The 23,238-nt window shown below is 68.9% G+C and carries 24 protein-coding genes; 9 read left to right on the top strand and 15 right to left on the bottom strand.

Going from position 1 to position 23,238, the window contains the following annotated elements; translation table 11 throughout:
* Window positions 1-45: 45 nt before the first annotated feature.
* The 4 genes from NVV32_RS12885 (at window position 46) to NVV32_RS12870 (ending at window position 3,110) form a co-directional block, all read left to right on the top strand.
* The gene (locus tag NVV32_RS12885; RefSeq protein ID WP_422390432.1) at window positions 46-867 is read left to right on the top strand and encodes a DUF4397 domain-containing protein; all 822 of its coding nucleotides are present in this window, start codon (window positions 46-48) and stop codon (window positions 865-867) included.
* Between the two features lie 77 nt (window positions 868-944).
* The gene (locus NVV32_RS12880) at window positions 945-1,679 is read left to right on the top strand and encodes a sortase domain-bontaining protein (protein WP_422390431.1); all 735 of its coding nucleotides are present in this window, start codon (window positions 945-947) and stop codon (window positions 1,677-1,679) included.
* Window positions 1,680-1,765: 86 nt separating this feature from the next.
* A complete protein-coding gene (locus NVV32_RS12875; RefSeq protein WP_422390430.1) occupies window positions 1,766-2,335 on the top strand; it encodes an RNA polymerase sigma factor in 570 nt (189 codons plus the stop codon).
* Entirely contained in the window at window positions 2,322-3,110 is a 789-nt protein-coding gene (locus NVV32_RS12870; RefSeq protein ID WP_055768118.1) for an anti-sigma factor, read from the top strand. The genes NVV32_RS12875 and NVV32_RS12870 overlap by 14 nt, the downstream gene beginning before the upstream one ends.
* Here NVV32_RS12870 and NVV32_RS12865 read toward each other — a convergent pair.
* Both NVV32_RS12865 and NVV32_RS12860 read right to left on the bottom strand, forming a co-directional pair.
* Complete coding sequence (locus NVV32_RS12865) at window positions 3,107-3,751, bottom strand: prepilin peptidase (RefSeq protein WP_422390429.1); 645 nt, start codon at window positions 3,749-3,751, stop codon at window positions 3,107-3,109. The genes NVV32_RS12870 and NVV32_RS12865 overlap by 4 nt on opposite strands.
* Entirely contained in the window at window positions 3,752-5,446 is a 1,695-nt protein-coding gene (locus NVV32_RS12860) for a sensor histidine kinase (protein WP_422390428.1), read from the bottom strand.
* A 193-nt stretch (window positions 5,447-5,639) separates the two neighbouring features.
* Here NVV32_RS12860 and NVV32_RS12855 point away from each other — a divergent pair, with 193 nt between their 5' ends.
* On the top strand, window positions 5,640-6,416 hold the full coding sequence (locus NVV32_RS12855) for a response regulator transcription factor (protein WP_055768127.1): 777 nt from the start codon (window positions 5,640-5,642) through the stop codon (window positions 6,414-6,416).
* 15 nt (window positions 6,417-6,431) lie between these two features.
* Here NVV32_RS12855 and NVV32_RS12850 read toward each other — a convergent pair whose 3' ends face one another.
* From NVV32_RS12850 to NVV32_RS12810, 9 genes are all read right to left on the bottom strand, one after another.
* Window positions 6,432-6,809, bottom strand: coding sequence for an Hpt domain-containing protein (locus tag NVV32_RS12850; RefSeq protein WP_157365754.1), 378 nt, complete (start codon window positions 6,807-6,809; stop codon window positions 6,432-6,434).
* Between the two features lie 127 nt (window positions 6,810-6,936).
* Window positions 6,937-7,818, bottom strand: a complete 882-nt coding sequence (locus tag NVV32_RS12845) for a type II secretion system F family protein (RefSeq protein WP_422390427.1) — start codon at window positions 7,816-7,818, stop codon at window positions 6,937-6,939.
* Between the two features lie 10 nt (window positions 7,819-7,828).
* Window positions 7,829-8,644, bottom strand: coding sequence for a type II secretion system F family protein (locus tag NVV32_RS12840; RefSeq protein WP_422390426.1), 816 nt, complete (start codon window positions 8,642-8,644; stop codon window positions 7,829-7,831).
* 124 nt (window positions 8,645-8,768) lie between these two features.
* Entirely contained in the window at window positions 8,769-10,208 is a 1,440-nt protein-coding gene (locus NVV32_RS12835; protein ID WP_422390425.1) for a CpaF family protein, read from the bottom strand.
* The gene (locus tag NVV32_RS12830; RefSeq protein ID WP_422390424.1) at window positions 10,205-11,401 is read right to left on the bottom strand and encodes an AAA family ATPase; all 1,197 of its coding nucleotides are present in this window, start codon (window positions 11,399-11,401) and stop codon (window positions 10,205-10,207) included. The genes NVV32_RS12835 and NVV32_RS12830 overlap by 4 nt, the downstream gene beginning before the upstream one ends.
* Window positions 11,398-12,162 (bottom strand): Flp pilus assembly protein CpaB, encoded by a 765-nt coding sequence (cpaB, locus tag NVV32_RS12825; RefSeq protein ID WP_422390423.1) that lies wholly within the window; start codon window positions 12,160-12,162, stop codon window positions 11,398-11,400. The genes NVV32_RS12830 and cpaB overlap by 4 nt, the downstream gene beginning before the upstream one ends.
* 22 nt (window positions 12,163-12,184) lie before the next feature.
* Window positions 12,185-13,147, bottom strand: a complete 963-nt coding sequence (locus tag NVV32_RS12820; protein WP_422390422.1) for a Tad domain-containing protein — start codon at window positions 13,145-13,147, stop codon at window positions 12,185-12,187.
* A 68-nt stretch (window positions 13,148-13,215) separates the two neighbouring features.
* Complete coding sequence (locus NVV32_RS12815) at window positions 13,216-13,575, bottom strand: TadE/TadG family type IV pilus assembly protein (protein WP_422390421.1); 360 nt, start codon at window positions 13,573-13,575, stop codon at window positions 13,216-13,218.
* Between the two features lie 97 nt (window positions 13,576-13,672).
* On the bottom strand, window positions 13,673-13,927 hold the full coding sequence (locus NVV32_RS12810; protein WP_422390420.1) for a Flp family type IVb pilin: 255 nt from the start codon (window positions 13,925-13,927) through the stop codon (window positions 13,673-13,675).
* Window positions 13,928-14,430: 503 nt separating this feature from the next.
* On the opposite strand from NVV32_RS12810, the gene rplM reads away from it, so the two are divergent.
* The 3 genes from rplM to glmM all read left to right on the top strand — a co-directional run bounded on the left by rplM (window position 14,431) and on the right by glmM (window position 16,882).
* Window positions 14,431-14,874: a 50S ribosomal protein L13 gene (gene rplM / locus NVV32_RS12805; RefSeq protein WP_055768152.1), complete on the top strand. Its 444-nt coding sequence runs from the start codon at window positions 14,431-14,433 to the stop codon at window positions 14,872-14,874.
* Window positions 14,875-14,914: 40 nt separating this feature from the next.
* Window positions 14,915-15,412 carry a 30S ribosomal protein S9 gene (rpsI, locus tag NVV32_RS12800; protein WP_055768155.1) on the top strand — a complete coding sequence of 166 codons (498 nt, stop codon included), beginning with the start codon at window positions 14,915-14,917 and terminating at the stop codon, window positions 15,410-15,412.
* 111 nt (window positions 15,413-15,523) lie between these two features.
* Window positions 15,524-16,882: a phosphoglucosamine mutase gene (glmM, locus tag NVV32_RS12795; protein WP_055768158.1), complete on the top strand. Its 1,359-nt coding sequence runs from the start codon at window positions 15,524-15,526 to the stop codon at window positions 16,880-16,882.
* 189 nt (window positions 16,883-17,071) lie between these two features.
* Here the strand turns inward: glmM and NVV32_RS12790 are convergent, their stop codons facing one another.
* The 4 genes from NVV32_RS12790 to nirD all read right to left on the bottom strand — a co-directional run bounded on the left by NVV32_RS12790 (window position 17,072) and on the right by nirD (window position 20,333).
* Window positions 17,072-17,740 (bottom strand): DUF305 domain-containing protein, encoded by a 669-nt coding sequence (locus NVV32_RS12790; RefSeq protein ID WP_422390419.1) that lies wholly within the window; start codon window positions 17,738-17,740, stop codon window positions 17,072-17,074.
* 74 nt (window positions 17,741-17,814) lie between these two features.
* Window positions 17,815-19,023, bottom strand: coding sequence for a cysteine desulfurase-like protein (locus tag NVV32_RS12785; protein ID WP_422390418.1), 1,209 nt, complete (start codon window positions 19,021-19,023; stop codon window positions 17,815-17,817).
* 118 nt (window positions 19,024-19,141) lie between these two features.
* Window positions 19,142-19,942 (bottom strand): sirohydrochlorin chelatase, encoded by an 801-nt coding sequence (locus tag NVV32_RS12780; RefSeq protein ID WP_422390417.1) that lies wholly within the window; start codon window positions 19,940-19,942, stop codon window positions 19,142-19,144.
* A 19-nt stretch (window positions 19,943-19,961) separates the two neighbouring features.
* Entirely contained in the window at window positions 19,962-20,333 is a 372-nt protein-coding gene (gene nirD / locus NVV32_RS12775; RefSeq protein ID WP_422390416.1) for a nitrite reductase small subunit NirD, read from the bottom strand.
* A 228-nt stretch (window positions 20,334-20,561) separates the two neighbouring features.
* Here nirD and nirB point away from each other — a divergent pair, with 228 nt between their 5' ends.
* Window positions 20,562-23,237, top strand: coding sequence for a nitrite reductase large subunit NirB (gene nirB, locus NVV32_RS12770; RefSeq protein ID WP_422390415.1), 2,676 nt, complete (start codon window positions 20,562-20,564; stop codon window positions 23,235-23,237).
* The last annotated feature ends 1 nt before the right edge of the window (window position 23,238 follow it).

Raw genomic sequence — 23,238 nt, 5'->3', positions numbered from 1 at the left:
AAGGATCAATCGGAGGCTCCACGGAGCCCGAACGAGGAGAAGAACATGCGCAAGAGCTTCTATGCCGTCGGTGCGGTCGCAGCACTGGGTGTCGCCGGTGTCGCCAGCCCCGCGATCGCGGCGGAGACGGCGGACACGGCCCAGCTGTCCGTCCTCCACGCCGTCCCCGATCTCACGGTGGACGTCTACGTCAACGGCGACCTGACCCTCGACGACTTCACACCCGGAACCCTCGCCGGGCCCCTCGAGCTCCCCGCGGGCGACTACGAACTGGCCGTGACGGCAGCGGATGCCGCCGACGCCAGTGCCCCCGTCATCGGCCCGGTCACCGTGACCCTCGCAGCCGGCGGGAACTACACCGCCACGGCCAACCTCGACGCCGAGGGCGCGCCCACCGCGAACTTCTACACGAATGACGTCTCCGCGGTCGAGGCCGGGAAGTCGCGCCTCACCGTGCGGCACACCGCCGCCGCTCCCGCCGTCGACGTGCTGGCCGGCGGCGCGCCCGTGGTCGAGAACCTGAGCAACCCCGATGAAGCGACGCTCACGACGGATCCCGGCACGATCTCTGCAGCAGTCGCCGCCACGGGAACCACCGCGCCCGTGATCGGCCCGGCCGACCTCACGCTCGCCGAGGGCACCGCGACGATCGTGTACGCGTGGGGCAGTCTCGAGGACGGCAACCTCGCCCTCACCACGCAGGTCATCGAGGGGCTCCACTCCGATCCCGCCGCCGTTCCGGGCGCCCAGGCAGGACCGGCGCAGGACAGCTCGGGGATGCTCCTGGGAGCGGGCGCGGTAGGCCTCGTGCTACTCTCCGGCGCCGTCGTGGCAGCTCGCGTGCGGGGTTCGCGCACGGCCGCATGAGCCGGCCGGCGGGGCTGGAGGCCCCTCCATCCTCCCGCCCCGCCTGGTCGCCCCTTCCTCGACCGAAAGTGAAGTCCGTGACTCGACTGCCCCATCGCATCGCCGTCCTGCTGCTCAGCGCCGGGTTCGGCCTGGTCTCCGCCGGATGCGCACAGCCCGCTGCGGCACCCCAGCCCACGCCGTCGTCGGCGGTCGGCGCAAGGCAGGACACCGGCACATCGCCAGCAGCCGACGCAGTACCGGCTCCCGGCGGGACGCAGGGCCCGGAAGCGGAGAAGGACGCCTCCGCGCCCGCCGCTGCGGTCCCGAGCGGGACGTCGGCGGCCGGCATCACCCTCCGGCCCGCCACCGCAGCGCAGACGGAGGCCGCTCCTCCACCGGTCTCCCTGGACATCGAGGGTACGGACATCCAGGTGGACGTGATCGACGTGGGGATTGCGGACGACGACGAGATGGAGATCCCCTCGAGCTTCTACGAGGCCGGCTGGTACCGGTACGGCCCCGCACCGGGCGCCTCGTCGGGCAACGCCGTTCTCGCCGCGCACATCGACATCGGCACGGAGCAGATGCCCTTCGCGCGGCTCAAGGACGTCGCGATCGGTACCGAGATCACCGTGGGGCGTGAGGACGCCGAGCCCGTGCGCTACCGGGTCACGGATGTACGCAACGAGCCGAAGGCGGCCCTCGACACCGACGAGATCTTCCGGCGCGACGGCGACCACCAGCTCGTCATCGTGACCTGCGGCGGGGACTGGCTCTCGGACCGCGCGGACTATGAGGATAATGTGGTCCTCACGGCAACGCCGCTCTGAAACGCCCCGACATCGAGATGTGGACGGGCGCGACGGAGTCGACGCAGGAGGCCGTCGTCCAGCGTCCCCGCCCGAAGGAGAGCACCGTGGCATCCTCAGGTCGAGGGCCGGCCGGGACTCCCGAGCTGCAGTTCGCGACCGGTGGTGAGGAAGGGCTGGCCCTGGCCTACCGCGCTCATGCGCCGCTGGTGTTCAGCGTGGCCCTCCGCGCCCTCGGAGACCGCCAGGCCGCATCGGACGCGACGCAGGAGGTCTTCATCCGGGCGTGGCGCTTCCGGTCGGGATTCGACCCCGAGGCCGGGAGCTTGCCCGCCTGGCTGCTCGGCATCAACCGGAACGTGATCGCCGATGCCCTCGCTGCGCGCCGCCGGCGCGAGCGCCTGGGCCATCTGGCGACCACCGTGGCCGATCACCGCTCCGCCGGTCCGGGGAGCGAGATCATGGATGGACTGGCGGATCGGGTGGTCCTCGATTCCGAGCTGGAGATGCTCGGGGAACCCCAGCGGTCGATCCTGAAGCTCGCCTTCTACGACGACCTCACGCACCAGGAGATCGCCACGCGGCTGCGGTTGCCCCTCGGGACCGTCAAGAGTCACATCCGCCGAAGTCTCACCCACCTACGACGCCGATTGGAGGCCTGGCATGCAGCACCTTGACCCCGAGTCCATCAGCCTGGCCGCCCTCGGGGAGGACCTCGACGAGTCCGGCCGTGCCCACCTCGAGGGATGCGACACCTGTGCCATGGAGGTCGAGGATCTCCACGAGGTCGTCCGGCTGGCCCGCGCCGGCGATGACGACCCCCTCGAGTCGCCGGATCCGGCGGTGTGGGCAGGCATCCACGCGGAGCTCGGCCTCGAGCCGGCGCAGCTCGGGGACCCCCTGACGCGGACGGTTCCGACCCATGACGCACTCCGGGCCGTCGGGGCGGGCTCGCGGACCGCGGACGGCGCGTCGATGAGGGGCCGATCGTCCCGGCGACCCCTGGGTGTGCGTCACCTGGCGGCCGCGGCCGCGGTGGGCGTGCTGGTCGGCGGTGGCGCACTGTGGGCCGTCCAGGTCTTCGCGTCCCCACCCGGACCGGAGGTGCTCGCGGAGACGGTGCTCGAACCCCTCGACGGATCCACGGGGGAGGGGACGGCGACCGTCGTGTCCGGCGAGGGCGGCGTGCGCTCGCTCGACGTCCGGTCGACGGCGGGCGAGGCCGGCGGCTTCGAGGAGGTCTGGCTGATCGCACCCGGACTGGACCGCATGTACAGCCTGGGTGTGCTGCACGGCGGTGACGGCTCCCTGACGATCCCCGACAGCGTGGACCTGGCGGAATTCCCCATCGTCGACGTCTCGGACGAGCCGCTCGACGGCGATCCCACCCACTCCGGGGTGAGCGTGCTCCGGGGGACACTGCCGGCCGGATCTGACCGGCAGCAGGACTAGCCGAGGAGGACGAGCCCGGCGAATGCCGCGAGGAGCATGCCGGGACCGAAGGGGAAGGTGGTGCCGCGGGTGCCGCGCCGTAGCGCCAGGACGAGGACGCCCGCGAGGCCACCCAGCAGGAATCCGCCGAGCAGCGTGCACATCCACGCCGCGTAGCCGGCCCACCCGCCATAGAGGCCGAGGACCGCGGCGAGCTTCACGTCGCCCATCCCCATGCCCGCGGGTGAGACGAGCGCCAGCAGGAGGTAGACCGCGAACAGGGCCAGCCCTCCGCCGAGGGCGCCGAGCAGGCTCCACCACGATCCGCTCGCGACAGCCGCCACGAGCAGGACCGCGAGCGTGCCGAGGGCGAAGGGCAGGACGAGGGCGTTCGGCAACAGCTTGGTCCGCGCGTCGATCGCTGCGAGCACGACGGCGAAGGCGGCGAACACCGTCACCAGGAGATCTTCCCACCACGCCTCGAGGAGCAGGCTCCCGCAGGCGGCGGCTAGTCCCGCGAAGGCGGCGAGCGGAGCCCGGCCCGAGGGCGGGAGCGCCGTACGGGGATCGCGTCCAGCGCGGTCGACGACCACCAGGGCCAGCAGCGAGGCGAGGACTGCAGCGAGGACCGCCCCGAGGACCGATGCGTCGAGAACCTGCACCTAGGCCGATTCCTCCAGGGAGTGTTGGTGCACCCGACCCACCTCACCGTTGACCGGGAGCGTCACCGTGAAGCGGCTGCCCTTGCCCGGTGAACTCGCGCAGCGGATGGAGCCGCCATGGCTCTCGACGATGGACCGGGTGATGGCGAGGCCCAGGCCCGCGCCAGCGATGTCCGCGCGCCGCGCGGACGGGGTGCGGTAGAAACGCGAGAACACCTGCTGGGCCTCCTGCTCGGTCATGCCCATGCCGCGGTCCTCGACGTGCATCGCGATGGCCGACTCCGACTCCTCCGCGTGCACCGTCACGATCCCGCCGTCGGGCGAGTACTTGATGGCGTTGGACAGGAGGTTGTCGAGCACCTGGGAGATCCGCAGCGGGTCGAGGAGGGTCCAGAGCGGCTCCTGGACGTCCGACCGCAGCTTCACCCGGTTCTTCTGCGCCCGCAGGCGATTGGAACGCACACTCATCTCGATGAGCGCCGCGAGATCGACGGGCCGAGGGTGCACCCGGACCTGGTCACCCGCGGTGGAGAGGAGATCGGCGACGAGGTGCAGCACACGCTCCGCGTTCCGGCCGGCGACGTCGACGTAGCCGCGGAGGTGCGGCGGCAACGGGTGCTCGTCCTCGAGGACCAGCTCGAGGTAGCCGAGGACCGAGGTCAGCGGCGCATGGAACTCGTGGGAGATGTTCGAGATGAAGGTGTCCTTGGCGGTCACCGCCTCAACCAGTTCGGTGACGTCGCTGCAGGCGATCAGGGCGCCGGTGAGCTCGCCCTGCGCATTCGTGATCGGCCGCGCGGCTGTCGAGAGCGCACGCTGGGCGTCGCCGTCGCCCACCCACACCAACTCGTCGGCGAAGGTCTCACCCGTCAGGGCTCGGTAGATCGGCCGGCGGTTCGCCGGCAGACAGGTGGTCCGGTCCGCGCCGAAGACCAGGCTGGGCGCTGTGCCGCCGTCGTCGTCGGGCCCGGCAGCGAGCCGGTTGAACAACTCCTGCTGACGATTGGTCATGGTGGTGGTGCCCTGCGCATCCACGGCGGTGAGCCCGACGTCGACCGTGTTCAGGATGGCCGTGAGGACGCGTTCGCGGTCGATGGCGGCGCGCAGGAGCTCATTGAGTTCCCGGTCCTTCTGCTCGATCTCGATCTCGCGGGCCCAGGCGTTCAGGCTCATGATGCGCACGATCACGCCGATGCAGAGCATCACGATCGGGAGCAGGAGCACGCCCAGGTAGGAGTGGGCAAGGGCTGGGTCGAAGGCTCCGAGCAACGGCCAGGCCGTGATCAGCAGCGAGCCCCCGGTGGCCAGAGCCAGTGCCGCCCACGTGGGGAGCGACGAACGCATGAGCCAGAGGACCGGGAAGATGGCGAGCACGCCGAGCGCGGGCTGGGACTCCATCGCCCCTGCCCGGATCAGCGCGATCGCAGGGAAGTCGAGGACGGGTATCAGCAGGAGGCTCCCGCGCGGCAGCTCTCGCCACGGGACGAGGACGGAGACCGCCAGGAGCACGAGGATCGCCGAGAACCCGAGTTCGAAGGTCGGATCCGACATGAGCCCTGGCCGGAGGATGGGGCCGGTGATGCCGATGACGACCACGATCACGGACAGGGGGATCTGGCAGAGCACGATGGATCGGTGGACGGTGACCTTCGACGCGACAGCGCGCAATCGAAGCGCCGTGGTGTCGCTAGGCACGTGTTGGCCGGGGGTAGGGGGAGAACCGCATGTGAGAGACCTTTGGACGCTGAGACCTACGTACTGCGTACCATTATGTAGCCGACTCGGCATTTTGCGGCAGTAGCCGACACCAAGAGGGGATGACGGCAGGCACAATGGGGTTCATGACGAGTCGACAGAGCCTCAGCGCAGGTCAGACGGGGGGCGCCGCGTGAGTGATCCGGGAGTGGCGGTGGTCATCGAGGACGATGCCGACGTACGGAATCTCGTGAGCGCGGTCCTGCGGCAATCGGGGTTCGACGTCCATGTGGCGCCCGAGGGGAAATCCGGGGTGGACCTGGTCCGGCAGCATGAGGCGACGGTGGTGACGGTCGACGTCGGTCTGCCCGACATCGACGGGTACGAGGTCCTGCGGCGGATCCGCAATTTCAGCAACTGCTATGTGGTGATGCTGACCTCGCGCGGTGATGAACTCGACACGCTGACGGCGTTGCAGTCCGGGGCCGACGACTACCTGACGAAGCCCTTCCGGCCGCGTGAGCTCCGGGCCCGCATCGCAGCGATGCTCCGCCGTCCGCGCGCCGTGCCCGAGACCCCGTCCGCCGTCGTTGTCCCTGCCACCCCAGCTGTTCAGGCCGCCGCCCCTGCTGCCCCGTCGTCGGTCCTCCAGCACAATGGGCTGGCGCTGGATGCCTCGGCGCGGACCGTGGTCGTCGACGGGCGGGACCTGCTCCTCACCCGTAGTGAGTTCGACCTCCTCCACGAGATGCTCCGCAGCAACGGCGCCGTGCGGACGAAGTCCGACCTGGTGCGTGTGGTGCGCGGCGACTACTACGGCGAGGACACCTACATCAGCGACTCCGACGAGCGCGCCATCGAGGTGCACGTCGGTAACCTGCGGCGGAAGCTCGAGGAGGATCCGAAAAGCCCGCGGTGGCTGCAGACCGTCCGCGGTGTCGGCTACCGGTTGACGCCCGCCCGCGCCTGATCGCCGTGTCGGCGGTCAGGCGGGGGCGAGGTACCGTTCCTCGAGTTCGCTGATGGTCGCCAGGCCGCACAGTTCGATGGCGGGCAGGGTGCGCCGCGCGGTGTCCAGATCGGCGGAGACGACGGCGAGCTCGAACGTCTCGGCCATGGCGGAGAGCCGGGCCGCGCCCACCATCGCCGACGAGTTGCGCAGGCTGAGGGCGGCGTCGAGCGCCGACGGGAGGTCCCGGTTGCCGATGGCCCGCGTCAGGCGCAGGAACCTGTCCTGGAAGCCGGCGATGTAGTCGCGGGCGAAGGCGCGCGCGGGTCGGGGATCGTTGAGCTGGCTCTCGAGGAGGGAGAGGACGGCGAGGTCCACGATCGGGAGGACCATCGGGGCGGCATTCACTGGCACTCCGTCAGGCTACGGCCACTGTCTGACCATCTGCAGGGCATTAGCTGATACTGAGCGATAACTGCGCCTTCGCTTGAGCATGCTACGAGTCGCTGGTCCGGGACCGGCTGCCCACCTTCGCCGCTCATCACTGACCGGCGAAGGTGTCGATGACGTTCAGCACGGCAGGCCCCAGGATCACGATGAACAGGACAGGGAAGATGAACAGCAGCAGGGGGAACAGGACCGCCACCGGCAGCTTCATGGCCTTCTCCTCGGCGCGCTGGCGCCGCTTGACGCGCATCACTTTCGCCTGAGTCCTGAGCACCCCGGAGAGGGCGATCCCGTAGGCATCGGCCTGCACGATGGCCTTGACGAAACTTCGCAGTTCCGGGATGTTGCTGCGCTCCGCCATCGCGAGATAGGCCTCCCGGCGGCTGCGCCCCACCTGCATGTCCTGCAGCGTCCGGACCAGTTCCTCGGCGAGGGGGCCCTTACCCGTCTCTCCCGCGCGCTGCATCGCACTCTCGAAACCGAGTCCGGCCTCGACGGATATCAGCATCTGGTCGAGGGTGTTCGCGAGTTCCAGGGCCATCGCTTTCTGGCGCTCCTGGCCCTTGCTGTAGAGCAGGAGATCCGGCACGAAGTAGCCCAGCACCGTGATGAAGAGAGCGAGGAGGATGAACATCCTGGTCGCATTCGATTGCAGGAGGAGCAGGCCCGCGAGGCCTCCTGCGAGTCCCAGGAGTGGCTTGGCGGTCAGCACCTTCGCCAGGGGCATCGACACGGGGCGCCCCGCAAGGCTCAGGAGGTGGTCGAGCTTCGCGACGTAGGCGTCCGGCGTGAGCCGTCGGCCGAGCTTCAGCAGGGGATTGGCCTGCTCCGTGGCGGCACTTGCTGGCCCCATGCCCTGGCTCAGGTTCTGCTGCACCGTGCGGCGAACCTTGGTATCCGACGTAAGAAGTGACCACGTGAAGTAGGCGATCGGCGTTGTGGTGAGCAGAAGTGAAGCGAGCAGGATCGGTTCCATGGTGTTCCCCTCAGAACTTCAGGTCGATGATCTTACGGAGCCACAACCCACCGATGGTCATCATCACGGCAGCGCCTCCGAGCATCACCCAGCCCAGCGGCTTGGTGAAGAGCGGATCTACGTAGCCGGGACTGATGACCGTGAGGATGAGCGCGATCCCGAACGGCAGCGCCGCCAGGATGTAGGCCGAGAACTTCCCTTCAGCCGCAAGAGCCTTGATGTGTCCCTTGATCTCGCTGCGCTCGCGGATCGTGTGGCCTACCTGGTCGAGCACCTCAGCGAGGTCACCGCCGACCTCGCGGTTGATCTGGATGGCCTGGGCGATCCAGGCGAAGTCCTCGCTCTGCATCCTGTGCGAGGTGTCGATCAGCGACGCGAGCAGATCCTTTCCGAGGCTCGTCTCCGCGACGATGCGGCGCATCTCCTCTGATGTCGGATTGTCGGCCTCGGTCGCCGCCGCGTCGATCGCCCGCAGGATGCTGTGGCCCGCACGTAGCCCCCCTGTCAGGAGCTGCAGTGTATCGCCCAGCTGCGCGTCGAACCGGCGCCGCCGCCGCCCGGTCAGGAAGGACACCGTCAGGTGCCCAGCGGCGGGCGCGAGTAGGAGAGCGAGGACCCCGACCACCGGGGCGACCAGGCCCCAGCCGAGCAAAAGCCCGGTGATGCCCGCCAGGGCGACCAGCAGGTACACCTCCGCCTGGCTCAGCTTCACGCCCGCCGTCTCCAGCGTGGAGCGGTCGAGGAAGCGCATCGGGTGCCGGTTCAGGTAGGCGTCCATGGCGCGCCCTGCCGCGCCGGCGAACCGCGAGAGCTGCGAATCAGGCACTTCGGCAGGCGGCCGCCGGCGCTCGAGCGGGACGGGAGACTGCAGGGGGCGCGTGGCGACAAGGATAAGGGCCGCGGAACCGATCAGGAGCACGACGCCGCCTAGGAGGACGAGGGTCACGCCGTCACCGGCCCAGGGTCGTGACGGACCCGAAGACCGCGGGAGAGACGGTGATCCCCATGTCCTCGAAACGCTCCATGAACCGGGGCCGGATACCGGTCGGGACCGGCTTCCCGAGGAAGCGGCCCTTGCTGTCCACACCGGCCGAGTAGTCGAAGACGAAGGCGTCCTGCAGGGTGACGACGTCTCCCTCCATGCCCTGTACCTCGGTGACGTGCGTGATGCGGCGGCTGCCGTCACGGAGGCGGGAGATCTGCACGACCAGATGGACCGCGGAGGCAATCTGTTCGCGGATAGCACGCAGCGGCAGATCCATCCCGGCCATGAGGACGAGGGTCTCCAACCGCGCGACGGCGTCCCTGGGGGAGTTGGAGTGGACGGTCGAGAGTGAGCCATCATGACCGGTGTTCATCGCCTGCAGCATGTCGAGGGACTCCCCGCCGCGGACCTCCCCGATGACGATCCGGTCGGGTCGCATGCGGAGCGAGTTACGCACGAGGTCGCGGATGGTGACGGCCCCCTTGCCCTCGGTGTTCGGCGGGCGGCTCTCCAAACGCACCACGTGCTGCTGCTGGATCTGCAGCTCCACGGCGTCCTCGATGGTGACAATCCGTTCGTCCCCTGGCAGGAAGGACGACAGCACATTGAGAAGTGTGGTCTTTCCAGTACCCGTACCGCCGGAGACGATGATGTTGAGCTTCGCCTTCACGCACGCGTCCAGGAGCTCGGCCATCTCGGGCGTCAGGGTCCCGAAGTCGATCAGATTCTGGACGGTGAGAGGGACCTTGCTGAACTTCCTGATGGTCAGGGAGGATCCGTTGACGGCCAGTGGAGGGATCACCGCGTTGACACGCGAGCCGTCCTCGAGCCGAGCGTCGACGAACGGCGAGGATTCGTCGATGCGGCGGCCCACCTTGGAGACGATGCGCTCGATGACACGGCGGAGGTGCTCCTCGGAACTGAAGCGCGATTCGCTCAGGGTCAGCCGACCCTTCTGCTCCACATAGATCTGGTCCATGCGGTTCACCATGATCTCGGTGACCGTCGCGTCGTCGAGGAGGCGCTGTAGCGGGCCGAAGCCGAGGACGTCGTCGGCCACATCCTGGATGAGGCGGCGGCGCTCGTCGGGGCTCAGCGGCACCTGCTCGGCGTCGATGATCTGGCTCAGTTCCTCACGGGCAACGGCTTTGAGATCGTCCTCGCTGATCGAGGTGTCGCTGGCGCGGACGCCCATGCGTTCGAAGAGAGCGGATGCCGCACGTTGCTTGAGGCCTGCGAAGACATCCAGCCTCGCTGTGACCGGCTTGTCGGCCGGCTCCCGTGCGACGGCGGGAGCGAGGGTGGCTGGACGGGCCTCCTCGAGCGTCTCGACAGCTCCCACGGCTTGTACTGCGGGCACGGCAGGGGAGAGGCCGGCCGCCTGGATGCGGGCGGAAAGCTTCACCGGACCACGACCCGGCGGTGCGCTTTGCGCTGCGAAGCCGCGCGCCAGGCGTGATCGAATCGCTGGACGAGGTCGTTCAGGCTCTTGGTGGCGGGGTCGCGTACCTTGTCCTGCAGGAGTGGGACGCCGCGGTTCGTCGCCAGAGTGAGGGCGCGGGACCGGGGGATGGACACGTCGACGGGCGCGGCGAGGGTCGCTTCGATGTCCTGGACGGACAGCCCCGTCTTCGTGTCGGCGAAATTGAGGACCACATGACGCGTCTCGGGAAGAAGATTGAGCTTGCTCAGGACATCGAGTCCGGAACGCAGGCCGCGGACGCTCGGCACATCCATGCCGGTGACCCACACGGCATCGGTGCACTGTTCCAGGGCCGCAAGGCTCGGCTCCGTCAACCCGGGGCCGGTATCGACGACCACGTAGCGGAACTCGAGCGCGAGCTGCTGAATGAGTCGCGTGATCTGCTCGGAGGAGATGCGGTCGGCGTCGGCCGGGTTGCGTGGACCGCACAGGGCGTAGATGCCGGAGGGATGGGCTGTGAGGAAGGCTTTCAGCACCATGGTGTCCTGCGTGGCGGCTCCGGAGACGGCATCCAGTACCGAGTACTCCGGGTTGAGGTACAGGCCGGTCGCCACATCGCCGAACTGGAGGTCGAGGTCCACGATGACGACGCTCATGGGTGCCAGCTTGCCGAGACCGACCGCGAGATTCGTGGCGATGGTCGTCTTACCGACGCCACCCTTCGGCGAGAAGACCCCGATGACGAGGCCGGTCTGCTTCTCGATCGGCAGCTGCTGCGTGGAGCGCTGGCGGGTCGCGAAGGCATGGCAGGCGCGTTCGAGCTGCGCACGGATACTCGGCACGTCGGCAAGGGGGCTCAGGATGTCGCGAACGCCGGCCCTCATGGCCTGGAGGGCAATATCCGGGTGATCGTCGTGGACGAGCACCACGCTGATCGCGGGGAAAGTCACGTCCACGATAATGGCCAGACGTAGAGCATCCTCGATGGCGACGCCGGGCCCGAAGACCAGGACCTCCGGGAGCTCGATCGCCAGCTGTTCGAGCACGGCGTCGGTGTCGCCCCCCAGGACGCTCGCGGGCAGGCTCTTCACGTGCCCCTGCAGCCCGCCGGCAATCGCGAGGCGGACCTTCTGCTCGAAGTCGGAGCTCGGAGTGATCAGGACGAATCGGCTCATCGGTACAGTTCCTTGTTCTCGACGATCGGGGAGTCGCCCTCGATCGTGGTGTCGGATTCCTTGCTCAGCCACAGGGTGGCGTTCTGGTTCGCGTGGACGATCTTGGTCGCCTGGGCGGTGTCCACCGCGACCGTAAGCATGAGCGAACCGCTCGGCAGGGCTTCCGCTTCAGCTCGCGCCTGTGCTTCGGGATCGGCAGCCGGGTCGACGGCGGCGGCAGTAGGGGCACGCTGAACGGAGGTGACGAGGATCTTGTGCAGGGCGAGCTTCGTGGTGGGGACGTCCGGGGTCTCCTCGAGGCCGCCGCTCTCCAGCGAGACAAAGATGCCGACGGTGTCGCCCGGCGTGATCTTTCCGCCGACCGCCCGGTCCGGCTCGATCGTGAACGAGACTTCCTGCAGGCCGTCAGGCACGGCGACGCTGCCTGTGATCGCCGCGTCGTCAGGGTCGACGAGCCGCTCGGCAAGCACCTGTTCACCGGGCATGAGGACCACCGAGGTGACTTTGCCCGCAGACGCGTCGAGGTCTTTCAGGGCGGTTGCACTCACCGCGGTGGACGGCAGGCTCTCCGTGGTCAGGAAAGGCATCAGCTCGGCGGTCGGCGTTCCGGCGGGAATCTCGGTCGCTACGACAAGAACGGACAGCGGATCGAGACCCTCGACGGCGCGTGCTTCGGCGCCCTGCGCGTAGCCGTACAGCAGCATGGCTCCGACGAGCGCGAGGACGACGGCGGCGGCGCCGGCGAGGAGACGGGATTTCATGGTGGTTCTTCCCTGGAAGGTTCTAGAGCACGGGGCGGACGATGGTGACCCCGCCGTTGGACACGGGTCCGAGGGTGTAACCGTCTGCAAGGGAGACGTATTTGACGAAGGACCCGATGATGCCGCGGCAATTGCCGTTACAGCTTTTGGTCACTGACCCGTTGGTCACGGAGGTATTGAAGGTCTTCGGCAGGCTGTTGTTTCCGCTGAAGGCCCACCCCTTCACCTCGTAGGCAGCGAAGTACACGAGGTGGTACTGGGCCCCGCTGCCCGTCCCAGTCACCTGATCGAACACCGGTAGGAGGAGTGTCACGGGCCTACCGGCAGAAATGTCGGCCGCCCACCCGTTCATCACCGAATTGCAGTTGCTCGGTCCGTCATTGCCGGTGTCGCTGCCGCCCAATTGCACTGCGATGTCCACGAATGCCCCGCACTGGCCGGATGACTGCGTGAGCCAACCGAAACCTCCGGGGACGGCTGCACCTGAGGGCCCGTAGTTGCAGTCAGGATTCGCGTTGTCTCCGTGAGCCTGCAGGAGCTGGAGTGATCCGTTGACCTGGCCCCGCACCTGGCAGATGGAGAAGGCGAGAGGGAACGGAGCCGTCCCCTTGGTGGGGCTACCCCAGATGGCGCTCGAGGTCGCGGTCACTTCGCTGGAACTGATTCCCAGTGCGTTCGCGAACAGAAGGGAGAGCCGATTGGGAGCCTGGCCTGATTGCTGCGCGCCTGCAATGACTGTCACTTTCCGAGCCGTTGTATCAAGCACGATCTGCTTGATGTTGCTGCGACTATCGAGGGCATTCTGGTTTGCGAGACTCGCCGCGAGGCTCGACGTCGTCGCGCACGCGGAGTCGAGCGGGTTGGCTGCGCACTTCTGCGCAACGGCGTAGGCAGACGCATCTGCACCATTTTGTAGTTGCGCCCGTTCGGACGCGATCATTGCGACGTCTATGGCCAGGGCAGCGAAACCGAGTAACACGACCATGAGCAGGGCGACGATGACACTGACTGCACCTCGCTCACCGGACCGAATCCGGTATTGAATCGGACGTCCTAGCCGCCGCACAGCATTGCCGCCTTGCCGGTCATGGCAAAGGGGCCGGCGATTCGTGTCATGCTCGTCAACTGGTAGCTGATGGTGACGGTCGCCGTGCTGCCCGAAGGACAGAGATTGGTCGTTGTCTGGCCGATTGAAGCGATGGCGATATTCGATGCCACAAGTTTCGGATTCAGCGTCGACGCTGCATCGATGGCGGCTGAACGAGCGAGGGCGGGGTCCTTCGAGATAGACATCACCCGCGCCCCTTCCCTCGCTGCGTTGGTCATCAATATCTGCGTGTTGTATGCACGACCAAACTCCATGATTCCGAGGAGAAGAAGGATAAGAACCGGGAGGACCAGCGCCAGTTCCACTGCGGCCGCTCCTCGCTCTCTAAATCTCATGTGTCCTCAGACCGTCGAATCGGTAGGGGTGCCGCCCCACGACTCGAGCAGCACCCCCGAAGCCCTGCTACTTGCTGCAACCACCGGTGACTGCAGCAGTAGAGTCAGTGGCTGCAGCCGCAGCCGTGTAGGTGCCGCCCTTGAGCGAGCACGCAGTCGTCTCGAAGGAGGTCTTCAGCCCTCCACCGAGGAGGGTCACAGCGGCGATGATGACGACGGCGATGAGCGCGACCATGATGCCGTACTCGACGGCGGTGGCGCCGTCTTCCTTGCGGACCAGACGGGGGAGGAGGTGCATGCGGGTGTTCGAAACGAGGAACATGGGGGGACTCCTGAGGGGACGGTGCGGCTGGCCCAGCGCCAGCACTGCCAGAAAAGTAGCAACGCGATGCCGGCAGGAACCGGATCTGCCCTGATCCTGAGTGAACGCTCGCAAAGCTGCACTGCTCCTGAGCAGAACCTGCGCTCGCGCTGCCCAAGCGTCGTCGTGCGGCTCCTCGCAGCCGCGCGCGGCAGAGAAGCCCACCGCCTCCCGCCTTCTAGGGCTCCCGGGTAGGGCAGATCCACCCGCTGTTTTGCCTATGGGAGCGGGGCACGCTAATCTTGGTAGTCGTTGTGCGTATCCCTGCTCGATACGTCTGCGCCCTCCGGAGCGGTTCAGTTGCAGAACCACCTGGCCCGGGGGCGGAGCCGAGTTTTACGGGATGACTGGTCGTATTTCAGCCCTCACCTGAAGTTCCGGTAGCGCATGAATAAGCTGAGCCCTCGGGCACGGAGCACTCCGTGGATGTGGGCGACACCGAAATAGAAACGAAGGCCATAACCGTGCGTACGTACACCCCGAAGCCAGGCGATATCTCCCGCCAGTGGCACGTAATCGATGCAACCGACGTTGTGCTCGGCCGCCTCGCCAGCCAGACAGCCATCCTGCTGCGCGGAAAGCACAAGGCGACGTTCGCCCCCCACATGGACATGGGCGACTTCGTCATCATCATCAATGCCGAGAAGGTGGCCCTCACCGGCTCCAAGCTCGAGCAGAAGCGCGCCTACCGCCACTCGGGTTACCCGGGCGGCCTGAAGTCGACCAGCTACGTCGAGCTCCTGGACAAGAACCCGGAGCGCGCGGTCGAGAAGGCCATCCGCGGCATGCTTCCCAAGAACTCGCTCGCCGCTCAGCAGATCGGCAAGCTGAAGGTCTACCGCGGCGCGGAGCACCCCCACGCTGCGCAGCAGCCCACCACGTACGAAATCACCCAGGTCGCCCAGTAGTCCTGGCCACCAACACTAAGAAATCACTTCAAGGAGAACCGTGGCTCAGAACACTGAAGAGCTGAACGAACCGACTGAGGAGCTCACGAGCTACACCTCAGAGTCCACCGAAGGCAGCGAGACCGCCGTCAAGGAGCGCCCCGCCCTGACCGTCGGCGGCGGAGCCGTCGGACGCCGTAAGGAAGCAGTCGCCCGCGTGCGCCTCGTCCCCGGCACCGGCAAGTGGATCGTCAACGGGCGCGAGCTCGCCGACTACTTCCCGAACAAGCTGCACCAGCAGGAAGTCAACGATCCCTTCAAGCTCCTCGAGCTCGACGGCGCGTACGACGTCATCGCCCGCATCCACGGTGGCGGCCCCTCGGGCCAGGCCGGTGCGCTGCGTCTCGGTGTCGCTCGCACGCTGAACGAGATCGACCGCGAGAATAACCGCCCCGCCCTCAAGAAGGCAGGCTTCCTGACTCGTGACGCCCGCGTCATCGAGCGCAAGAAGGCCGGTCTCAAGAAGGCCCGCAAGGCGCCCCAGTACTCCAAGCGCTGATTTTTTCACCGCATTTCGATGCCCGTCCGGGCCTTCCGGGCGGGCATCGTGCTTTAACCTGATGGAGGCCCACCTGAGCGGTCTCGAGTTCCTCACTTAGGATGATCAACGATGAGCAAGTTATTCGGCACCGATGGCGTGCGAGGTCTGGCCAATGGCCTGATCACCGCCGAACTGTCCCTGCAGCTGGCACAGGCCGCCGCGGTCGTCCTCGGGCACAACGTGGTCGACGGCGGTCGCCGGCCCACCGCGGTGATCGCGCGTGACCCCCGCATCAGCGGTGAATTCATCGCGGCCGCCGTCGAGGCCGGCCTCGCGAGTTCCGGGGTCGACGTGTACGACGCCGGGGTCCTCCCCACACCGGCAGCCGCGTTCCTCGTCGCGGACCTGGACGCCGATTTCGGCGTCATGATCTCCGCTTCGCACAATCCCGCGCCGGACAACGGCATCAAGTTCCTGGCCCGTGGCGGCAAAAAGCTCAGTGACGCGCTCGAGGACGCCATCGAGGCGGAGATGGCCAACGAGAACCGTCGTCCCGTCGCCGGCGACGTAGGACGCATCCAGCGGTTCGCCGACGCCGAGGACCGCTACGTGGTGCACCTCCTCCAGACCCTCCCGCACCGCCTCGACGGACTGACCGTGGTGCTGGACTGTGCCCACGGTGCTGCGAGCGGCTGCTCGCCCGAGGTGTTCCGCAACGCGGGCGCCGAGATCGTGGTCATCGGCGCGGATCCCGACGGCGTGAACATCAACGACGGCTACGGCTCCACCCACCTCGAGAAGCTGCAGGCCGCCGTCCTCGAGCACGGCGCAGACCTCGGGATCGCCCACGACGGCGACGCCGACCGCTGTCTCGCGGTCGACCACGAGGGGAGCATCGTGGACGGCGACGAAATCATGGCCGTCATGGCGCTGGCCATGCGGGACGCCGGGAAGCTCCGCGACGACACCCTCGTCGCCACGGTCATGAGCAACCTGGGCCTCAAGATCGCGCTACGCGAGGCCGGCATCACCCTGAAGGAGACCGGCGTCGGGGACCGTTACGTCCTCGAGGGGATGCGCGACGGCGGCTACAGCCTCGGCGGTGAACAGTCCGGCCACGTGATCTTCGCCGAGTATGCGACGACGGGCGACGGCGTCCTCACGGGCCTCCAGCTCGCGGCGCGGATGGCCGGTACGGGCAAGACGCTCAAGGAACTCGCCGCCGTCATGACCAAGCTCCCGCAGGTGCTCATCAACGTCAGGGGCGTGGACCGGACGGCGGCCGGCTCCGACGAGGGCGTCCAGGACGCGGTGCGCGAGGCCGAAGCGGTGCTGGGGGAGACGGGACGCGTCCTGCTGCGACCCTCCGGCACGGAGCCGGTGGTGCGTGTCATGGTCGAGGCCGCGGACACGGACACCGCGCAGCGCATCGCGGAGGACCTCGCCGCGACGGTGCAGGAGCGCCTGTCCCTCGAGCCGGTCGCCTAGCAGCGCCGCACCACCCGTGCGCAGGCGGGCACGGAGGGGCGAACGCACATCTGCTGCCCGGGATGGACCGACCTGCTGCCCTCCGTCCCGAGTCGGCCGGCGTACCGGCGACCCAGGACAGGGTCGGTGCTGCTGCGGGCCAGGCCACGGCAGCCGTCGCCCTCGCCACGGCCGGCGCCGCCCAGCGGACTACAGGGCGGCGAGCACCTGCTCCATCGCGTCGATCTCGGCCTGCTGGGTCTCCACGATGGTCGCTGCGAGTTCGAGAGCCTCGGGGTACCGGCCGTCGTCGAGCTGGTCCTGCGCCATCCCGATCGCGCCCTCGTGATGGGCCGTCATGGACTCGAGGAAGAGGCGTGACGCGTCGGGACCGTCAGCCGAAGCGAGCTCGACCATCCGGTCCTCGCTCATCATGCCGTTCATGGTCCCCGAGCCACCCATGTCACCCATGTCGTGGCCTTCCATGGCGTCCTCGGGTTCCAACGGCTCGCCCCAGGCCCCGAGCCAACCGGTCATCGTTTCGATCTCGGGGTCCTGGGCGTTCCTGATCGTGGTCGCCAGCCCGGTGACCTGCGGCTCGAGGCCGTCCTTGGCGAGGATCATCCCGCTCATCTCCACCGCCTGCCGGTGATGGGGGATCATCATCTGCGCGAACAGGACGTCCGCGTCGTTGTGCTCGGCCGGGGCCTCGTCAGGGGCACCCGACGAAGCCCCGGCGCCGGACCCGGCGGTGGGGGCGGCGGAACTCTCCTGGGCCATGTCCATCCCCTCCATGTCTCCGCCGGAGGAGGAACCGCAGGCGGAGAGGGTGATCAGGGCGGTCAGGGACAGGGCTGCAAGGGGGAGTGGACGCTTCACGATGGTCAAATCCTTTAATGGTCACGGGAAGGGATGATGGGCCTGGGCCGCCGCGGCACCTGCGGCATTTGAGGCTACTGAGCGACGAAGGCGCCGAGCCCGGCCAGGAGGCGGTCGACGTCGTCGTCGTCGTTGTAGGGAGCCACGCCGATGCGCAGCGCGGCGCTGTCCTCGAGATCCAGCCGGCGGAAGGCCTCGTAGGCGTAGAAGGACCCTGCCGGTGCGAGGACGTCGCGATCCGCGAGATACCGGTAGGCGTCGGCGGAGGACCGTCCCGGGAAGGTCACCAGCAGCGTCGGTGTCCGCTCCCGTGCCCGGCTGTGCAGCGTGACGGCCTCGCCGAGCTCGGCCAGCCCTGCCTCCAGGCGGTGCCGCAGCGTGAGTTCGTGCGCGTCGAGCACCTGGGCGGAGGCGAGGAGGCGCGCGCGGCGCCCGGTCGCCGTGCCCGGCGCGATCGCGGCGAGGAAATCGACGGTGGCCGTGACCCCGGCCATGATCTCGTACGGGAGGGTGCCGAACTCGAACCGCTCGGGCACCTCGTTCGTGGAAGGCAGCAGCTTGTCCGGCTGCAGCGACTCCAGCAGCTCCGGGTCGGCCACCAGGACCCCGCAGTGCGGCCCGAGGAATTTGTAGGGCGAACAGGCGAAGAAGTCGGCTCCCAGCTCCTGCACATCGACCGCGGCATGAGCGGTGTAGTGCACGCCGTCGACATAGACCAGGGCGCCGACCGCGTGCGCGGCATCCGCGATGCGGCGCAGCGGCGGTTTGGTGCCGAGGAGGTTCGACGCGGCGGTGACGGCCACGAGCCTGGTGCGCCCGGTGATCGCGGCTGCGACGGACGCTTCGTCGATCTCCGTGGTCCCCGGATCGAACTCGATCCACCGTACGGTGGCGCCGACCGCCTCGGCGGCCTGCAGCCAGGGGCGGATGTTCGAGTCATGGTCCAGGCGCGACACGACGACCTCATCACCGGGCCCCCAGGACTTGGCGAGGTGGCGGGAGAAGTCGTAGGCGAGCTGCGTGGCGCTCCGCCCGTAGACGACGCCGCGGGGATGGGCGCCGAGCAGGTCGGCCATCGCCTGCCGGAATCCGCCGACCGCTGCGTCGGCGTTGGTCTCCGAGAGCACGCCGGAGCCGCGGTTGGACAGCGGCCCGGTGATGGCCCCGGCCATCGCCGCTCCCACGGCCGCGGGGGCCTGCGTTCCGCCCGGCCCGTCGAAGAAGGCGATGCCGGTGAGAAGGGCGGGGAAGTGCGCACGGAACGCGGCGATGTCGAGGTTCATCCCAACACTGTGTCAGGTGGGGGCCGGCGCGGGAAGGAGGGCGGGGTGGTGTGGCTGATGCCGGCGCTGACTCCTCGGACACGCCCGTGCCCGGGGAGCGAAGGTCGGCTCCGGGGTGTCAGGCGGTCTGCATCGCTGCGCTGCGCACGCAGGTCCGGACCAGCGCGCGGCAGGGACGTGGACAGGGCGTCGTCGTGCGGGCCGGACCGGGGATGCGCGCGACGGCGTCGTCGTACCGCACCACCGCGAGCTCGGCGACGAGGGGGCTCGGCAGCAGGGGAGCGGTGACGACGTCGGCCTGTGCCCGGGCCAGCTGGTCGTGGAAGTATCCGGGAGCCAGGAGGTAGGAGGCGAGCGCCACCCGTTCCTGCCCGGCCGATCGGAACGCGGCGACCGCCGCCGGCACGGACGGCGATGCCTTCGACCCGAAACCGGCGCTCACCGGCCCGGTCCGGAGGCCGGCGAGGACCGCGAGCACCTCGCCCACGTCCTCCGCCGCGCAGGCATCAGAGGATCCGGCGGCAGCGAGGACCACGGCGGCATCGTCGGGCACCCCCGCGTCGGCGAGCCGCTCCTGCAGGACCCGGGCCAGGCGAGGATCCGGGCCCAGCGGCAGGGCGGAGACCGTTCCCGGCCTGCGGGCGGCCGCCCGCGCGATGTCCACCTTCACGTGGTAGCCGACCGAGAGGAGCAGGGGGACGATGACGGCGGACCGCCCCTCGGGGAGCGCGGCGATGACGTCCACGAGGTCGGGCTCCTGCACGTCCACATAGGCCTCGACGACGTCGAGGTCCGGTCGGAGGGCGGAGATGCCGGCGCGGACGGCATCGATCTCGCGGCGCCCCTGCGCGTTGTCCGTCCCGTGCGAGCAGGCGATGAGGACCGGCGGACCGGCGGCGTCGAGGATCATGGGTGACATTCAAGCATCCGGCCCGGCATCACGTGGCCTGGCCGACCTCGACGACGCCGTCGACGCTCCGGACGGGATAGGTCGGGAGGCACTCGCCGCCCGAGAGGCAGGTGCCGGTCGCGAGGTCGTACACCTCCTTGTGCAGCGGCGAGGCGATGGTGGGTGCTGCGCCTCGGGACCCGACGATTCCCCGGGCCATCACGGCCGCGCGGGTCCGGGGGTCGATGTTGCCGACGGCGTGCAGCTTGTCGCCGGGCAGCCGGAACAGGGCAATCTGTTCGCCGTCCACCAGGGCGGCCTCGCCCCAGCACTCCTCGAGGTCGTCGAGGCGGCACACCGGACGCCAGATGGGCTCCGTGGTTCCCGCGTTCACGGGACGCTGCAGGACGAGTTCGGTCATGTCGGTTCTCCTGTCGGGCAGAGGTCGGGCTGCATCCCACGCTAGGCACCGCGCGTGTCGGGTGCGTCCCGCCGCTGTTGCGCGCGGGTAACTTCGGGCTCACCGCGGTCGGGCTGCCGCGTGAGCCGGAAGTTAACGTTGCGACACATCGGTGACACACGGGAGAAATTGCCCGTTCGTATTGTGGGAGCCAAGGAACGGGACACCAGGTCCGGACGGAAGGCACCCATGAGCGAGACGCGATCACCACGGCCCGCCGGGGACTCCCCGCAAGGAGCGGAGCGCCGCATTGTCGTCGTCGGTGGCGGCCCGGCGGCCCACCGCTTCGTCGAGGCGCTCTGGCGGCGCGGCACGGACGGACTGCACATCACCGTCCTGACCGAGGAGGAGCACGCGCCCTACGATCGCGTGGCGCTGAGTTCGGCGCTCACGGGCGACGTCGATCTCACCCTCGGTGAACCCCTCATGTGGCGCGAACCCACCATCCGCCTCGTCACGGGTGAGCGCGCCGTGCGGCTCGACACGGCGGCACGCTGTGTCATCGGCGCGTCCGGGACGGTCTACGCGTACGACGACGCCGTCCTCGCCACCGGCTCGGATGCCGTGCGGTTGCCGGTGCCCAACGGCGAGCACGCTGCCGTCTACCGCACGCTCGACGACGTGCAGTGGCTGCGGACTGAGACGGCGAGACTCGCGGAGGACCTCGGGCGGCCGCCGCGCGCCGTCGTGGTGGGCGGCGGGCTCCTCGGGCTCGAGGCCGCGGGCGGGCTGCAGGTCCTCGGCGCCGACGCCACGGTGGTGAACCGCGCCGGCTGGCTCATGAACGCACAGCTCGACCAGGGCGGCGGCCAGGCCCTCGGCCGCCTCATCGCCGCCAAGGGGCTCGGCCTTCACTGCGGCGGGGCTCCGACCTCGATCGACAGGGACGACGACGGCCGGGTCACGGCCGTGGGCCTCAGCGACGGGGCGGTGCTCCCCGCGGATCTGGTGGTCTTCGCCGTCGGCATCCGCCCCCGGGACGAGCTGGCCCGCGATGCAGGCCTGGCGACCGCACCGCGCGGTGGCGTGATCATCAGCGCGTCCTGCGAGACGTCGGTGCCGGGCGTCTGGGCGATCGGCGAGGTGGCCAGCTACGGTGGCGTCAGCATGGGGCTGGTGGCGCCGGCGAACGCCATGGCCGAGGTCTGCGCCGACGGGATCCTCGGCGGGGTCTCGAGCTTCGCCGGCTTCGACACGGCGACCAAGCTCAAACTCTCCGGCGTGGAGGTGGCGAGCTTCGGGGATGCGCTCGCCGACACCGAGGGCAGCCTCGAGATCGTCTACGCAGACCCCGCACGCGGGCTCTACCAGAAGCTCGTGGTCACCGATGACGCGAAGATTCTGCTGGGCGGGATCTTCGTCGGCGACGCCACCCCCTACTCGGCGCTGCGGCCGCTCCTCGGACGCGAACTCCCCGCCGAACCCGGCGCGTACCTCTCCTCCGCGGGCGGCAGCGAGGCCCCGCAGTCCGAGCTGCCGGACGACGTCGTGCTCTGCTCCTGCAACAACGTGACGGCGGGGGCCTGCCGCTCGGCGGTCCATGGGACGGCGGAGGACGGCTCGGCGGTGGAGCCCGCTCTCGACCTGCCGTCACTCAAGGCCTGCTCGCGGGCCGGGACGCAGTGCGGCTCCTGCGTCCCGATGCTCAAGAAGCTCCTCGACGGTGAACTCACGAAGGCGGGGCGCACGGTCTCCCGGGGGCTGTGCGAGCACTTCGGGATTTCCCGTCCCGAGCTGTTCGAGGCCATCCAGGCGCTCGACCTCAGCTCCTTCACCGACATCATCCGGCGTTTCGGCACCACCGACGAGGCGAGGGCCGGTCACGGCTGCGACATCTGCAAGCCGGCCATCGGGTCCATCCTCGCGACCCAGCGTGGCGAGTACGTGCTCGACGGCGGCCGCGGCACGCTGCAGGACACCAACGACCGGGCGCTGGCGAACATGCAGCGCAACGGCACCTACTCCGTGGTGCCGCGCATCCCGGGAGGCGAGATCACCCCGCAGAAACTCGCGGTGATCGCGCAGGTGGCGGAGCAGTTCGGCCTGTACGTGAAGCTGACGGGCGCGCTGCGCATCGACCTCTTCGGCGCGCGGCTCGAGCAGCTGCCGGACATCTGGAAGATCCTCGTCGAGGCCGGGTTCGAGTCCGGCCAGGCGTACGGCAAGGCGCTGCGGAACGTGAAGTCCTGCGTCGGGTCCACCTGGTGCCGGTTCGGCGTCCAGGACTCGGTGGCCATGGCGATCGACCTCGAACTGCGGTACCGCGGGCTGCGCGCGCCGCACAAGTTCAAGATGGGCGTCTCGGGGTGTGCCCGAGAATGCGCCGAGGCCCGCAGCAAGGACGTCGGCGTGATCGCCACGGACCAGGGCTGGAACCTCTACGTGGGCGGCAACGGCGGGTTCCAGCCCGCCCACGCACAGCTCCTCGCCCAGGACCTCGACGGGCAGACCCTGATCCGGTACATCGACCGCTACCTCATGTACTACATCCGGACGGCGGACCGGATGCAGCGCACCGCCCGCTGGATGGACGACCTCGACGGCGGTCTCGACCACGTGCGCAGCGTCGTCGTCGAGGATTCCCTCGGCATCGGCGAGGACCTGGAGGCGGCCATGGCCCGGCACGTGGAGCACTACGAGGACGAGTGGTCCGCGACGCTCAGGGACCCGGACCGGCTCCGCCGCTTCCGGTCCTTCGTCAACGCGCCGGACGCCGCGGACCAGTCGATCGTCCTCGTCGAGGAACGTGGCCAGAGACGCCCGGCCACGGAGGCGGAACTCGAGGCCCGGGCACGCCGGACCGATCTCGGCTCCGCGATCCCCGTGCGCGCCGGGGCCGGCGCCACCCCACGAACGGAAGGCTGAC

This window comes from Arthrobacter sp. N1 (assembly GCF_048288285.1).
Classification (GTDB): Bacteria; Actinomycetota; Actinomycetes; order Actinomycetales; family Micrococcaceae; genus Arthrobacter_D.
This window is presented reverse-complemented; position numbering and strand designations above follow the sequence as displayed.

Bases quoted from the DNA above. Each gene is read 5' to 3' on its own strand.
- cpaB (WP_422390423.1), bottom strand. From the start codon at position 12,162: ATGAAATCCCGTCTCCTCGCCGGCGCCGCCGCCGTCGTCCTCGCGCTC.
- nirB (WP_422390415.1), top strand. From the start codon at position 20,562: ATGAGCGAGACGCGATCACCACGGCCCGCCGGGGACTCCCCGCAAGGA.
- NVV32_RS12885 (WP_422390432.1), top strand. From the start codon at position 46: ATGCGCAAGAGCTTCTATGCCGTCGGTGCGGTCGCAGCACTGGGTGTC.
- glmM (WP_055768158.1), top strand. From the start codon at position 15,524: ATGAGCAAGTTATTCGGCACCGATGGCGTGCGAGGTCTGGCCAATGGC.
- NVV32_RS12845 (WP_422390427.1), bottom strand. From the start codon at position 7,818: ATGGAACCGATCCTGCTCGCTTCACTTCTGCTCACCACAACGCCGATC.
- NVV32_RS12785 (WP_422390418.1), bottom strand. From the start codon at position 19,023: ATGAACCTCGACATCGCCGCGTTCCGTGCGCACTTCCCCGCCCTTCTC.
- NVV32_RS12810 (WP_422390420.1), bottom strand. From the start codon at position 13,927: ATGTTCCTCGTTTCGAACACCCGCATGCACCTCCTCCCCCGTCTGGTC.
- NVV32_RS12780 (WP_422390417.1), bottom strand. From the start codon at position 19,942: ATGTCACCCATGATCCTCGACGCCGCCGGTCCGCCGGTCCTCATCGCC.
- NVV32_RS12820 (WP_422390422.1), bottom strand. From the start codon at position 13,147: ATGGTCGTGTTACTCGGTTTCGCTGCCCTGGCCATAGACGTCGCAATG.
- NVV32_RS12870 (WP_055768118.1), top strand. From the start codon at position 2,322: ATGCAGCACCTTGACCCCGAGTCCATCAGCCTGGCCGCCCTCGGGGAG.
- NVV32_RS12830 (WP_422390424.1), bottom strand. From the start codon at position 11,401: ATGAGCCGATTCGTCCTGATCACTCCGAGCTCCGACTTCGAGCAGAAG.
- nirD (WP_422390416.1), bottom strand. From the start codon at position 20,333: ATGACCGAACTCGTCCTGCAGCGTCCCGTGAACGCGGGAACCACGGAG.